Raw genomic sequence first — 13,946 nt, forward strand, 5'->3', positions numbered from 1 at the left:
GTATCACTTCATCAGGATGGAATGATTTTTCTGAAACTTAATGTAATTTTTTACCAGACTTCCAATTTTTTTAAGGTTTAAATTTTGTTAACAAATATTACAATATATTTCTTAATTTTAATTCAATGCTAAAATGAATGCAATGCTGAATATTAACAATAAAATTATAATTTTTGATGATTAACAATAAAATTAAACCTAGACAAGCATTAAGCAAAGCATTTCTGAGAATTAAACCAATTAGAAATGAGTTTGAGATATTTAAAAGGAATCTGATTACACTACTTAATCAAATTGATGAAAACGAAAGAGAGGAATTTCATAAGAATATTCTGACTGATTTTTTGAAAAATACCTATTACGGTGCTGATTATTTGATCAATATTAAAGCAAGTAATGACTTGGTGATTTATAATGGCAAAGATACTAAAAGCAATGTTGGTGTGATTTTAGAAGCTAAAAAGGTAAATAATAATGAAATGCTCAAGGTTGATAATTTAAATACTAAAGCATTACAACAATTAGTTTTATACTTTTTACGAGAACGGATTACAAATAAAAATTCAGAAACTAAATATTTAATTGCTACTAATATTTATGAATGGTTCATTTTTGATGCAACACTTTTTGAGAATCTGTTTGTTCAGAATAAACAATTAGTCAAGCAATTTACTGATTTTGAAGAAAAACGTCTATCTAATTCTCGCACAGACTTTTTTTATAAAGAAATTGCTCAACCTGCAATAGATAAAATTCAAAATGAACTAATTTTTACACATTTTGATATTAAAGATTATGAACAGTATTTAATTAATCAAAATCCTGAAAATGATCAAAAACTGATTCCTTTATTTAAGCTGTTTTCACCACAACATTTATTAAAGTTACCTACTATTAATGATAGCAATAGTTTAAATAGAAACTTTTATAGTGAATTACTACACATTCTGGGTTTAACGGAAATTAAAGAAGGTAGTAAAAAATTAATTCAGCGTAAACCAATTAATGAAAGGGAACAGGGTTCATTAATTGAAAATACTATCACTCGGTTGCAAGAATTACACAAGATTGATAGATTATCAAATTCCGAACAATTTGGAGAAAATACCGAAGAGAAACTTTTTAATGTTAGTTTAGAATTAGTTATTACTTGGATTAATCGCATTCTCTTTTTGAAACTATTAGAATCCCAACTAATTAACTATCGTCAAGGTAATAAATCTTTTGCATTTCTCAATACAGCAAAAATTCAAGATTTTGGTAATCTCAATCGGTTATTTTTTGGTGTTTTATCTCATAAACCAGATGAAAGAGACGAACATATAAAAACTCTTGTTGCTAATATTCCTTATTTGAATAGTTCTTTATTTGAAATATCAGAAATTGAACATCAAACAATAGTTATTAGTAATTTAGTCAATGATGAAAAACTTTCTATTTTCAATAAAACCGTTCTTAAAGATAATGGTAATATACGGACAGGAAAATTAAAAGCACTAGAATATATTTTTGCATTTCTTGATGCTTACGATTTTAGCAGTGAAGGTGCAGAAGAAATCCAAGAAGAAAATAAAACTTTAATTAATGCTTCTGTTTTAGGTTTGATTTTTGAGAAAATTAACGGTTATAAAGATGGTTCTTTCTTTACTCCTGGTTTTATTACTATGTATATGTGTCGGGAAACTATTCGCAGAGCAGTTTTACAGAAGTTCAAAGAAATTAAAGGTTGGAACTGTGAAAATATTGACGAATTATATGATAGAATTACGGATAAAAAAGAAGCTAATCAGATTATTAATAGTTTAAAAATTTGTGATCCAGCAGTAGGTTCTGGACATTTTTTAGTTTCAGCTTTAAATGAAATTATTACTATTAAAAGTGATTTGAAAGTTTTACTTGATAGACAGGGAAAAACTTTAAGAGATTATGATATAAAAATTGAAAATGATGAGTTAATTATTACAGATGATGACGGAAAATTTTTCACATATAATCCTAAAAACTCAGAAAGTAGACGCATACAAGAAACAATTTTCCATGAAAAACAGACAATTATTGAAAATTGTTTATTTGGTGTAGATATAAATCCCAATTCAGTAAAAATTTGTCGGTTACGTTTGTGGATTGAGCTTTTAAAGAATGCTTATTATAAAGTCTCACCCCTACCAGGAGAGGGGAATATAGGAGAATTGGAAACTTTACCAAATATTGATATTAATATTAAAATTGGAAATTCTTTAATCAGTCGTTTTCCTTTAAATTGGAATTTACGGACAATTTTGAAAAAAAGTGATTGGAATATCGAAAGTTATCGAAATGCTATAAAAACCTATCTCCACCCTGATAACAAAGATCAAAAACAGGAAATGGAGAGGTTAATTAATGATATTAAAGGTAATATACGTACAGAAATTAGTAGCAATGATCCGAATATAGAAAAGCGAAATCAAAAAATTGCAGAACTTCGTCATTTACGAGATCAAAAGTCATTATTTGCAGAAGGTAAAGCAGAAGCAAAAAGTCGTCAAAAAAAGCAGGAAGAGTTAGAACAGCAAATTAATGAACTCAATGCTGAAATTGAAGAGAAAAAAAGTGGTAAATTGTATCAAAATGCTTTTGAATGGCGGTTTGAATTTCCTGAAGTTTTGAATAATGAAGGTGATTTTATTGGTTTTGATGTCATGATTGGTAATCCTCCTTATATTTCACTATCTAAAATTAAAGAAAAATCTCAAACTGCTTATTTTGAAAATAATTATCAAACTTATACAAAGGGTTCAGATATTTATTGCTTGTTTTACGAAAAAGGAAGTTTTTTGTTAAGAAAATCAGGATTTTTAACTTACATTACTTCCAATTCTTGGTTAAGAACTATTTATGGTGATTCTCTGAAAAAATATTTAATTGAAAATATGCAACCTCAGACTTTATTAAATATTGAAGATATGCAAATTTTTGAGGAAGCTACTGTAGAATCAAATATTATCATCTTGAAAAAAGATAAAGTTAATGAATTTTTTGATGTTGCTAGTCTCAATAATAATTATCTTGTCGGTTCTTCATTAGATGAGTATTTCGATAAAAATTGTTTTCAATTTATAATACCTAATACATCAGAATGGATTATAGGTAATAAAGAAACTGTAAGTTTGAAACAAAAAATAGAGCAATCTTCTAAGCTTTTAAAAGAATTTGATATTAATATTAATAGAGGTTTACTTACTGGACTAAATGCAGCTTTTATTATCAATGAGGAAACTAAAAATCAATTAATTGCTGAAAGTTCTAATTCTGCTGAAATAATTCAGCCAATTTTAAGAGGTAGAGACTTAAAAAAATATAGTTATGAATTTTCTGGATTTTATCTAATTAATACACATAATGGAGTGGCAAAAAATAACATCGAGAGAATAAAAGTTAAAGAAAATTATCCATCTATTTATAATTATTTAATTTCTTTTCTTCCTCAAATTGAACAAAGACAAGATCAGGGTAAAGATTGGACAAATTTAAGAAACTGTGCTTATTTAGATGATTTTGAAAAACCTAAAATTGTTTGGGGTGAAATTTCTGATCAACCTAAATTTGCGTTTGATGATTCTAATTATTATGTTGAAGCTACTGCTTTTTTAATGACTGGTGAAAAACTTAAATATTTGTTAGCAATTTTAAATTCAAAACTATCAGAATGGTATTTTAACCAGATTTCAACTACCACAGGAATGGGTACAAATAGATGGAAAAAGTATAAAATTGAAATGTTACCCATTAAAGAACCTACGGAAACTGAAGAATTGTTATTAGAAACAATAGTTAATCAAATCCTCGCTGCTAAAAAATCAGATCCAAAAGCAGATACAACTGCATTAGAAACAGAAATAGATCAGTTAGTTTATCAACTTTACGAATTAACAGCAGAAGAGATAAAAATTATAGCAGGATAAACACCACAAATCCCAGATATCCGACTTCTTTAAGAAGTCGGATATCTAAAAGATAAAGCTATTTAAAATACTAATAAAATAAGGGTAGGCAATTTGCCCACCCTCATTAGTTTTAGATGCAGTATACGATTTATACCGAACCGCCGGCAGCTTGAAAACGAGCGCGAGCGCGTTTAAATGCTTTTGTTGCCTGGATTTGTGCTTGACGGTCCCCTGCGGGTACTTGATTCAGAAGAGTTTGTGCTTGGTTGTAAGCGGTACGGGCTTCTTCCTGGTTAATTGTGTCGCCACGTTCAGCACTATTGACTAGAATTGTGACTTCATCTTGATCAACTTCAGCAAAACCGCCTAAAAGAGCGATCGCTTGCCAAGGGGCATTTTTAGAAGCACGAACACGCATGACACCTATATCCAAAGCTGTCAACATTGGAGCGTGTCCACTCAAGATACCTAATTGACCAGTAGTGCTAGGTAAAACTACTTCATCAGCTTCAGCATCCCAAACGGTTTTGTCTGGGGCAATTACACGAACGGTCAGAGTCATAATTCTTAATTGGTGATTGGTGATTGGTGATTGGTAATTGGTAATTGGTAATTGGGAGAAATTTCTTACCCATCACCCATTACCCATTACCCATTACCCATTAGCCTTTGAGCTTTTCAGCTTTAGCTTTAGCTTCAGTGATATCGCCTACCAAGTAGAAAGCTTGCTCAGGTAAAGCATCTAATTCACCAGAAAGAATTTGTTGGAATCCTTTAATGGTGTCTTCCAACTTCACATACTTACCAGGAGAACCAGTAAATACTTCAGCTACAAAGAAAGGCTGAGACAAGAACCGCTCAACTTTCCGCGCCCGTGCCACAATCAAACGATCTTCTTCAGACAATTCATCTAAACCCAAAATGGCGATGATGTCTTGAAGTTCTTTGTAACGTTGCAGGGTGGATTGTACAGCCCGTGCAGTATCGTAGTGATCACTACCAACAATGTTGGGTTGCAACATGGTGGAAGTAGAACCCAAAGGATCAACCGCAGGATAGATACCTTTAGAAGCCAAACCACGAGACAATACTGTTGTACCGTCTAAGTGAGCAAATGTGGTTGCAGGTGCGGGGTCGGTCAAGTCATCGGCAGGTACATATACAGCTTGAATAGAAGTAATAGAACCTTCGGTGGTGGAAGTAATCCGTTCTTGCAAAGCACCCACGTCAGTACCCAGAGTAGGCTGATATCCTACCGCAGAAGGCATCCGACCCAATAGCGCGGATACTTCAGAACCAGCTTGTACGAACCGGAAGATGTTATCAACAAATAGCAATACGTCTTGCTTGTTGACATCACGGAAGTACTCAGCCATTGTCAAACCAGACAAACCAACCCGCATTCTTGCTCCGGGTGGCTCGTTCATTTGACCATAAACTAGAGCAATTTTGGATTCGTTGAGGTTATCTTTATTGATAACTCCAGATTCCATCATTTCGTTGTAGAGGTCATTTCCTTCCCGTGTGCGTTCACCCACACCCGCAAATACAGACACACCACCGTGTTGGGTAGCGATGTTGTTGATCAATTCCATCATGATCACGGTTTTACCAACACCAGCCCCGCCGAACAGACCGATTTTACCACCGCGTTTGTAGGGAGTGAGCAAGTCAACAACTTTAATCCCAGTTTCAAACACAGAAGGTTTGGTTTCTAAATCTGTGAATTTAGGAGCGTCACGGTGAATAGGTAGATATGCTTCGGCGTTTACGGGACCTTGCTGATCTACAGGTTCGCCTAAAACATTGAAAATCCGTCCCAGTGTGGCTTTACCAACGGGTACTGTAATCGGAGCGCCAGTATCAACTACTTCTAACCCACGAACTAAACCGTCGGTGGTACTCATAGCCACCGCCCGTACTTGGTTGTCGCCTAGAAGTTGCTGTACTTCAACGGTTAAGCTGATGTTTTGTCCAGCTTCATTTGTGCCTGTGATGGTTAAAGCGTTGTAGATTTGGGGTAATTTACCGCCGGGGAACTTAACGTCTACAACCGGACCAATTACTTGGGTAATGTAACCTATGTTTGTTTTTTCTGCGGTGGTGACCATGCTGCGCCTAAATGATTGAAGCTAGTTTTCACAAGTGGGTCGTTTAAGACCCCAGATCAAGCGATATCATCTTTTAGGTTAGCACTTAACGACTCCACCTTCGCCTTAAATTCATTATTAAGACCAGATCCTTGATTTTTTAAAAGCAGTTGGAAATTTCTGGTATCGGATGCAAAAACGCTATCTAGAACTCAATCCTGCTTGCAAACGTTTGCAGGTGATGATGAAAGCTTTGTCAGGTAGCTTGTCGTAGCGACAGTTGATGTCCTAATATCCAAATTCCCATCATAGATAATTTTCAATTTTATGTGAATTTATGTTTTCTGATTTTGGGATTTAAATCTACCGGCAATAAATTCTCTCTTTTCTAAATGTTTAGTTTGGCGTTTGGTAACTCTTTCTCTCCACATTCGGAAACTAGATAATTTCATTTCTCTTCTCATGAGAGCAATTACCTGTTTTTCTAAGAGTCCAAATTGTTTTTCTATCACATCAAATGGTGTCCGATCTTCCCAAGCCATTTCGATAATACGATCTATGCTTTCAGCATCTAAGTCAGGTAATTTCATGTTTTGAGAATTTGAATAAAAATGCCATAATTATCAATCTGTTTTAATCATACTATCATAATTCTTTTTTTTATTGTTTTTTATTGGAGGTAGAACCTCTAAGATAACATTCCCAGTCTGGAGACTGGGAACGAGAAACGAGAAAGATAACATTCCCAGTCTGGAGACTGGGAACGAGAAAGATAACATTCCCAGTCTGGAGACTGGGAACGAGAAACGAGAAAGATAACATTCCCAGTCTGGAGACTGGGAACGAGAAAGATAACATTCCCAGTCTGGAGACTGGGAACGAGAAAGATAACATTCCCAGTCTGGAGACTGGGAACGAGAAAACGAGAAACGAGGAATTGGGAAAGAGAGAATAGATCCAGACCATGTTCCATAAAACGCCTGAATACTCTAAAATAAGAGCAGGTACAAAAAACCCTGTACTTTCCCTCCAGTCGCTTCATCCTTATTGCTTATGAATTTCTCGTTAGCACGACAGTATTTTTACCAGGAGATTCAACAACCTGACGAGGATATCAATCTCGCAAAGGCAGCTTTATATATTGCCCAGGAAGAATATCCAGATATTGATCCTGAAGAATATTTAAATGCTCTTGATACAATGGCAATGGAGTTAGAGGAACGTTTGCCTTCTTCTCGCTATCCCCTGCGGATTATTCAAAGTATTAATCAATATTTATACGAAGAATTGGGTTTTTATGGTAATAAAATTGATTATTATGACCCGCGCAATAGTTTTTTAAATGATGTCATTGAACGGAAAATGGGAATTCCCATTACTTTGGCATTAGTTTATATAGAGGTGGCAAAACGGATTGATTTTCCCATGGTAGGGGTAGGAATGCCGGGACATTTCCTGATTCGTCCAGATGTGGAAGATATAGGCATTTTTGTGGATGCTTTTAATGGTGGAGAGGTGATGTTTGCCCAAGACTGTCAAGAAAAGCTTTCACAAATTTATCAACAAGAGGTAATGCTAAAACCTGAATTTTTAGCAGTTGTGAGTAATCGGCAATTTTTAGCTAGAATGTTGACTAATTTAAAATACATTTATCTTCAGCAGCAGGATTTAGAAAGAAGTTTGGGAATAGTAGAACGAGTTTTAATGTTATTTCCAGAAGCAAGTTTTGAATTAAGAGATAGGGGTTTGTTGTATTATCAACTGGGGCAGTTTTCTCAAGCTATGGAAGATTTACAAATTTATTTAATTAAAGTTCCTGATGCTAAAGATGCCGATGTTATTCGTCAATTACTTGCTAAGTTAAATTAGTTAGTTGTATAATCTTATCAAGAGTCTATCGAGTCAGGAGAAGTTGTTATGCTGACCATTGATACTAATAAAACATTATATGAGCAAGATTTTTATCTGTGGATACAAACTACACTTGCAATCTTGAGAGAAAGAAAATTAGAACAATTAGATATTGAGAATTTAATTGAAGAAATCGATAGTATGGGAAGGAGTGAAAAGAAAGAACTAAAAACTCGTCTAGTTGTTTTAATTGAACACTTATTAAAACTACAATATTGGACCCAAGAAAAAGATTATAATGCTAGGGGCTGGCGTAATACTGTTGTTGAACAAAGACGACAAATAGCCTATACTCTAGCAGATAGTCCTAGTTTAAAAGGTATTTTAAATGATGTATTTCTAGATTGTTATACAGATGCTAGAAATGATACAATAAATAAATATCAACTTCCTTCAACTTTATTCCCTGAACAGCCATCTTTTTCTTTAATTCAGCTTCTCAATGCAGATTTTATGCCCTAAGTCCAGAGTATAGATGAAGATGGTATGTTACTAAAAATTTAATCAGATTTCAGATTTTTTTCTGCGTCTAACTTTAATCAGTAATTCATCCTTAATTCGGTTTAAAATAGAAGTTTCATTTAAAGTTGATAAAATTTGACTAACTACTGCTTTTGGTCCATCTGGTCCCCAGGTTGCACCATTGGCTAAATAGGCTTTGGTAACTTGGCCAATACTGTATGAAGAGACACCAGCTACTCCTGCTTGAGTTATGGCTATGGATAAATAGGGTCCAATTGTCATTCCTGCTGTTGCTGTTGTCGAGACACCAAGGAGGGTTTTTAAACCACTTAAACCCAAATTTGCTAATAGTTCACTAGCACCGATACCACCCATACTCAGGGCGATTTTTTGGAGTAATTTCACAGCACCGGTTTCGGTCATGGGGATACCGTAAAGTTTGGATAAACCTAAGATTAAGGAGATATCTATAATTACGGCACTTAATATATCAACTACTGTAACAGGATTGAGAGCGATCGCCAATGCTTTTGTGATGACTGCTTTCCAAATTAACTGATTAGCATTTTCTTCCCTAATTATTAGTTTACGCTGTACCAACTGCTGATTGACATTATCAGCATAAAGCATCGTATTCAAAGCCACTAAAGCCTTCCCTTCATGGTGGAGAATTTCCAATATTTTCAATTTTAATTCATCAACTTGGGATTTACCTTTTTGCAATTTTACACTCCTAGAACCATCAGGATTTTGTTCGGCAATTTTGACCAATGGTGAAGCTGCGGACATGACTATTTCTGCGGGTGAAAGTAATTCCCGCACTCTATCATCTCGAATTTTTTCATAAATTGTGATTCTGTCAGTTTCGGGATATTGATCAACTTTATTAAATACTAAAATTATCGGTTTCCCAACTTCTCGCAATTGCGATAAAGCTATTTGTTCAATCTTGGTCATGTCTCCAGAAATAACAAAGAGAATTAAATCGGCTTGTTTAGCGATTTGTTCAGCTAAAGCTGCGCGAGTTTCACCGTCTACTTCATCTAATCCAGGAGTATCAATTAATTCGACTTGGGATTGGCCATTGCTGGGTAATGTGGCTTTTAAAGTTCCTAAAGCTTCTTCACTAATACTCCAATTTACTGTTTGTGCATCACGAGTAACACCATGTAAGGGACCAGTAATAAAGACTTCTTGACCAACCAAAGCATTAAGAAGGGAAGATTTACCCCGTCCTACCATCCCAAAAGCTGCAATTTGTACTACCATGCTTTCCAGTTTATCTAGCATGATTTCTAAATCATTAATTTCTGCTTCTAAACCTGATTTTTCCGCAGCAGAAAGATCCAGATTATTAACTAAGTTTTTGAGTGCGGTTTTGGCTTGTTTATAGTTAAGTTCGGCTTGAATATCATCAAAGGTAAAAATGACGTTATCTAGTTCTTTTTCCCAATTGGGGATGGATTCGGGTATAGTATTCATTAGGATTAGGGAACAGCGAATAGGGAATAGGAAGTAATTACATTTTTAATTTTTAATTCTTAATTTTTAATTCCCTAAGATATGACAACTTGATGTAATTCATGGGGAGTAAGATGAGAATGAACAACTTCACCATCACGAAACCAAACAATCCGCTTAGTTTGACGCGCAACTTCTGATTCATGGGTGACAATAACAACGGTGATACCACTGCTATTAAGTTCATTAAACAGGTCTAATACTTCCTGGGTGGTGTGAGAATCAAGTGCGCCGGTGGGTTCATCTGCGAGGAGAACGACGGGATTGTTGACAATGGCGCGGGCAATTGCTACTCTTTGTTGTTGTCCTCCTGATAATTGGGTAGGTTTGTTATTGAGGCGTTTTTCTAAACCGACTTTGATTAATGCAGATGTCGCGCGATCTTTTCTTTCCCCAGGTTTAACGCCAGCATACACCATTGGTAACATGACATTTTCTAGAGCCGTTAATTGATTTAATAAATGGAATTGTTGAAAGACAAAACCTAGTTTTTTATTACGAATATGCGCCAATTCAGTATCACTAATTTGGGCGACATTCAAATTATCTAAATAATAATTTCCGTCACTGGGACGATCCAAACAACCGATAATATTCATGGCTGTGGATTTACCCGAACCAGAAGGCCCCATGATCGAACAGTATTCACCTACTTCTATGACTAAATTTACATTATTCAGTGCTTTAACTTCTATTTCTCCAATTCCATAAACTTTGAAAATATTTTCCAGCCGAATAATTCCTGATGGCGGTGCAGATTGGGGAATACTTGTATCAGTTATCGTAAAAGTATTATCCACGGAAATTTATCCTCATGTCAAAGTATAATTGTAGCGAATGTCCATTAATTTTAAATTTTTTTACGCCGTTCTTAGTGCCACCATTGGATCAAGTTGAGCGGCACGACGGGCAGGAACTACACCAAAAAATAAACCAATCCCACCAGAAACACTAGCAGCTAATAAAACTGCACTTGGTGAAATTGCCGCCTGTAATGGGGTAAGGATACCCACTAAAATAATACTACCACCGCCTAAAGCAATGCCGATTACACCACCAGCTACTGATAATATCACGGCTTCAATCATGAATTGCAAAAGAATATCTTCTTGAGTTGCACCAATAGCTTTACGCAGTCCGATTTCTTGAGTACGTTCGGTGACAGAAACTAGCATAATATTCATAATCCCAATCCCACCCACAAATAAGGAAATACTAGCAACCGCAGCTAACATTAGTGTCAAGCCACTGGTAATTGTATTGGTAATTTCCAAGATATTTTTTTGGCTTTGAATAGTAAAATCATCTTCACGGACAATTTTGTGCCGACGACGGAGTAAATTTGTCATTTGAAATTCTGCTGCTGAGATGCTATTTTCATCTTGAGCAGATACAGAAATTAAAGAAACATTAATACCAAAAGGGGATGTTCTCCCCACTAACCGACTAAACATAGTGTTGATAGGAATAAAAACTGTATCATCACTGTTACTGCCAAAGGAAGAACCTTTAGCTACTGTTAAGCCAATCACCTGAAAAGTAGTATTTTGAATGCGGATTTTTTGACCAACAGGATTTTGATTATCAAAGAGTTTGTTGGCTAAATCTGGAGCTAATACTGCTACTCTCTTATTACGTTTAATATCGAAGTCATTAAAAAACCTGCCTTCTTTAATTTCCACATTACGAACTGTTATATAATTAGGAGTAGTGCCAATAACTGTACTAGTTGTATTTCTATTTCTATAAGTAATTGTAGTTCTGTTATTAATTTCTGGAGCAACTTCTTTAACTGCACGGACTTGTTTAGCGATCGCTTTAGCATCTTGTAAAACTAAAGTTCTGGGCATTGTTGTCACCCTTCCCCGACTACCTGGACTCCCAGGGATAATAAATAAGGTATTCGGTCCTAATGATGCAAATTGCTTAGTTGCCAGTGTTTGTGCGCCTTCTCCAATGCCAATCATGGCAATAACGGAAGCATTGCCAATAATAATTCCCAACATAGTTAAACTACTTCGCAACTTATTAGCTAATAAGGTAGTAGTTGCCATTTTTACACTTTCTAAAATGTCCATAATTTGTGCTTATTTTTTATTTTCTTTTCCCTGTTCTATTTTCTCTTTTTCCTTCGTTTTAGGCAGATCAATAAATACCCGATCTCCGGCTTTAAGACCATCTAAAACCTGAATTTGGTTATCAATATTCGCGCCAATTGTCACAAGACGAAATTGAGGTTTATTTTTTTCACCTAATAACCAAACTCCAGTTTTTCCCTTTTGGGTAACAATTAATTCCTGGGGTATTAACAGCGCATCTTTGATATTATTGCCAAGAAATGTGACTTCACTGACATTCATCCCTGAACGCAGTTTTTCAGCCCCCGTTTTAATCGCCACGCGCACCTGAAATGATGTGACATTTTGATCAACTACCGCTTCGGGAGCAATCAAACGTACCTGTCCCTGAAAAACTTCTTCAGGATAGGCATCAATGGTAATTTCCACTTTTTGTTGCTGTTTAATTTGGGATATATCTACTTCAGGAACATTTGCTAAAACTTCTAAACCTTTTGCCAAAGCTACTATAGAAGTTGAAGTGGCAGAAGCATTACTAGAAGCGGAAATTGCTGGACTAACATAACCTCCCACCGTCGCATATCTCTGAGTGACAATTCCCGAAAAAGGAGCGCGAATAATGGTATCTTCTAATTGAACTTGTTGTTGTTTTAACTGAGCTTCCGCACTAGCTACTGCTGCTTTTAATCTAGCAATTTCTTGGGGACGATTACCATTTTCTAATTTTCGTAATCCTTCCTTTTCCTGATTAACAATTGCTGCTTGCTTTTGAATATCTTGGTTGCGGTTGCCCACTTTCAGTAAAGATAATCGGCGTTGTGCTTCTTCTAAATTAGCCTTGGCCTTACTATTTTCACTGACATATTGTTCTAAACTATCTTGGGAAATAGCCCCATCTTTAGCTAAATCTTGATAACGTTTAACTCTGGATTGGGTAAGTGCTACAGAAGCTTTTGCCGAGTCAACTTGAGCCTGTGCTTGTTGAATTTCCTGTAACCGATTACCATCTCGAATAATCGCTAATTGTGCCTGTGCTTGGTCTACACGGGCTTTTGCTTGGGCAATTTCTTCGGGACGACTGCCGGCTTCGCTTTCTGCTAATTGTGCCTTTGCTTGTGCTAAATTAGCTTGGTACTGGAGAATTCGCATTTTAATTTCCGAATTATCCATGCGAGCAATTATTTGTCCTTGCTTGACAGTATCTCCCTGTTCCACATTTAAATCTGCCAAAAGTCCTGGACTTTTAGGACTAATATTTACACTTTGAACTGGTTGAACTTTCCCACTAGCAGTAATGCGGACAGTTACGCTTTTTGCCTCTACAGGAACAGTTAATTTAGTCACATCTAGCGGTTTATTTTTTTGCTGGATGGTTTGAATAGTGGCTGTTGTTCCCACAATTAAAACACCACTAGCTATTAAACCCATTAACCAACGGAATGGATATTTAACTTTTTTGCCAATAAAGGGAATTTCTATGTAAAAAATCATGATCAAAAAAGGTTAGGAATAGAAGTTAGCAAGAATATTCTATAGTTGAGAATCTATGATAATCATTTGATTTATCTAATTCATCACCTGATTAGGTGAATTTTCAATTTCTATTTTATAAATTTCTATCTCTCTCCTAGTTATACTATCATATTTCTCTTTGATTCGTGATCATGACTTATTTCCTATTTTTTAATTTAATTTAGATAGATCCCCGACTTCTAGATCCCCGACTTCTTCAAGAAGTCGGGAATCTGGGATTTTGACTATTAATTTTATAAACTAATAAACTTTGTTGCTTGCTATCTTCTAATTTCTGGGCTATGGAAATAGCTTGTTTATATAAAGCCTTGGCTTTGGTAAAGTTACCCATGTTTTCAGAGATTTCCCCAGAGAAGACTAAATATTTTAAATCTTCTGCGGGATTTTTATTTACTTCTGTAATTGCGACACGGTTTTGTAACATT

General features: G+C 35.2%; 12 protein-coding genes. 3 read left to right on the plus strand and 9 right to left on the minus strand.

Annotation, left to right across the window (positions count from 1 at the left end):
- Positions 1-176: 176 nt before the first annotated feature.
- Positions 177-3,944 (plus strand): DUF7149 domain-containing protein, encoded by a 3,768-nt coding sequence (locus tag ANA_RS14065; protein WP_015080723.1) that lies wholly within the window; start codon positions 177-179, stop codon positions 3,942-3,944.
- 130 nt (positions 3,945-4,074) lie between these two features.
- Here ANA_RS14065 and atpC read toward each other — a convergent pair whose 3' ends face one another.
- From atpC to ANA_RS26040, 4 genes are all read right to left on the minus strand, one after another.
- Positions 4,075-4,488 carry an ATP synthase F1 subunit epsilon gene (atpC, locus tag ANA_RS14070; protein ID WP_015080724.1) on the minus strand — a complete coding sequence of 138 codons (414 nt, stop codon included), beginning with the start codon at positions 4,486-4,488 and terminating at the stop codon, positions 4,075-4,077.
- 100 nt (positions 4,489-4,588) lie between these two features.
- A complete protein-coding gene (gene atpD / locus ANA_RS14075; RefSeq protein ID WP_015080725.1) occupies positions 4,589-6,037 on the minus strand; it encodes a F0F1 ATP synthase subunit beta in 1,449 nt (482 codons plus the stop codon).
- A gap of 314 nt (positions 6,038-6,351) precedes the next feature.
- Positions 6,352-6,606 carry a TIGR03643 family protein gene (locus tag ANA_RS14080; protein WP_015080726.1) on the minus strand — a complete coding sequence of 85 codons (255 nt, stop codon included), beginning with the start codon at positions 6,604-6,606 and terminating at the stop codon, positions 6,352-6,354.
- Between the two features lie 98 nt (positions 6,607-6,704).
- The gene (locus tag ANA_RS26040) at positions 6,705-6,989 is read right to left on the minus strand and encodes a hypothetical protein (RefSeq protein WP_148279056.1); all 285 of its coding nucleotides are present in this window, start codon (positions 6,987-6,989) and stop codon (positions 6,705-6,707) included.
- Between the two features lie 80 nt (positions 6,990-7,069).
- Here ANA_RS26040 and ANA_RS14085 point away from each other — a divergent pair, with 80 nt between their 5' ends.
- Entirely contained in the window at positions 7,070-7,885 is an 816-nt protein-coding gene (locus tag ANA_RS14085; protein WP_015080728.1) for a SirB1 family protein, read from the plus strand.
- 48 nt (positions 7,886-7,933) lie between these two features.
- Positions 7,934-8,389 carry a DUF29 domain-containing protein gene (locus tag ANA_RS14090; protein WP_015080729.1) on the plus strand — a complete coding sequence of 152 codons (456 nt, stop codon included), beginning with the start codon at positions 7,934-7,936 and terminating at the stop codon, positions 8,387-8,389.
- A 42-nt stretch (positions 8,390-8,431) separates the two neighbouring features.
- Here the strand turns inward: ANA_RS14090 and ANA_RS14095 are convergent, their stop codons facing one another.
- The 5 genes from ANA_RS14095 to ANA_RS14115 form a co-directional block, all read right to left on the minus strand.
- Entirely contained in the window at positions 8,432-9,871 is a 1,440-nt protein-coding gene (locus ANA_RS14095; RefSeq protein ID WP_041458071.1) for a GTP-binding protein, read from the minus strand.
- A 74-nt stretch (positions 9,872-9,945) separates the two neighbouring features.
- The gene (locus tag ANA_RS14100; RefSeq protein ID WP_015080731.1) at positions 9,946-10,710 is read right to left on the minus strand and encodes an ABC transporter ATP-binding protein; all 765 of its coding nucleotides are present in this window, start codon (positions 10,708-10,710) and stop codon (positions 9,946-9,948) included.
- A gap of 60 nt (positions 10,711-10,770) precedes the next feature.
- Positions 10,771-11,988: an ABC transporter permease gene (locus tag ANA_RS14105; RefSeq protein ID WP_015080732.1), complete on the minus strand. Its 1,218-nt coding sequence runs from the start codon at positions 11,986-11,988 to the stop codon at positions 10,771-10,773.
- A 9-nt stretch (positions 11,989-11,997) separates the two neighbouring features.
- Complete coding sequence (locus ANA_RS14110; RefSeq protein ID WP_015080733.1) at positions 11,998-13,479, minus strand: efflux RND transporter periplasmic adaptor subunit; 1,482 nt, start codon at positions 13,477-13,479, stop codon at positions 11,998-12,000.
- 238 nt (positions 13,480-13,717) lie between these two features.
- A complete protein-coding gene (locus ANA_RS14115) occupies positions 13,718-13,945 on the minus strand; it encodes a hypothetical protein (RefSeq protein ID WP_015080734.1) in 228 nt (75 codons plus the stop codon).
- Between the last annotated feature and the right edge of the window lies 1 nt (position 13,946).

The organism is Anabaena sp. 90 (assembly GCF_000312705.1).
GTDB lineage: Bacteria > Cyanobacteriota > Cyanobacteriia > Cyanobacteriales > Nostocaceae > Dolichospermum > Dolichospermum lemmermannii.

What these genes read in the sequence shown, in the direction of transcription:
- ANA_RS26040 (WP_148279056.1), bottom strand. Translation starts at nt 6,989, where the DNA reads ATGGAACATGGTCTGGATCTATTCTCTCTTTCCCAATTCCTCGTTTCT.
- ANA_RS14115 (WP_015080734.1), bottom strand. Translation starts at nt 13,945, where the DNA reads ATGTTACAAAACCGTGTCGCAATTACAGAAGTAAATAAAAATCCCGCA.
- atpC (WP_015080724.1), bottom strand. Translation starts at nt 4,488, where the DNA reads ATGACTCTGACCGTTCGTGTAATTGCCCCAGACAAAACCGTTTGGGAT.
- ANA_RS14080 (WP_015080726.1), bottom strand. Translation starts at nt 6,606, where the DNA reads ATGAAATTACCTGACTTAGATGCTGAAAGCATAGATCGTATTATCGAA.
- ANA_RS14085 (WP_015080728.1), top strand. Translation starts at nt 7,070, where the DNA reads ATGAATTTCTCGTTAGCACGACAGTATTTTTACCAGGAGATTCAACAA.
- ANA_RS14065 (WP_015080723.1), top strand. Translation starts at nt 177, where the DNA reads ATGATTAACAATAAAATTAAACCTAGACAAGCATTAAGCAAAGCATTT.
- ANA_RS14095 (WP_041458071.1), bottom strand. Translation starts at nt 9,871, where the DNA reads ATGAATACTATACCCGAATCCATCCCCAATTGGGAAAAAGAACTAGAT.
- ANA_RS14105 (WP_015080732.1), bottom strand. Translation starts at nt 11,988, where the DNA reads ATGGACATTTTAGAAAGTGTAAAAATGGCAACTACTACCTTATTAGCT.
- atpD (WP_015080725.1), bottom strand. Translation starts at nt 6,037, where the DNA reads ATGGTCACCACCGCAGAAAAAACAAACATAGGTTACATTACCCAAGTA.
- ANA_RS14090 (WP_015080729.1), top strand. Translation starts at nt 7,934, where the DNA reads ATGCTGACCATTGATACTAATAAAACATTATATGAGCAAGATTTTTAT.
- ANA_RS14110 (WP_015080733.1), bottom strand. Translation starts at nt 13,479, where the DNA reads ATGATTTTTTACATAGAAATTCCCTTTATTGGCAAAAAAGTTAAATAT.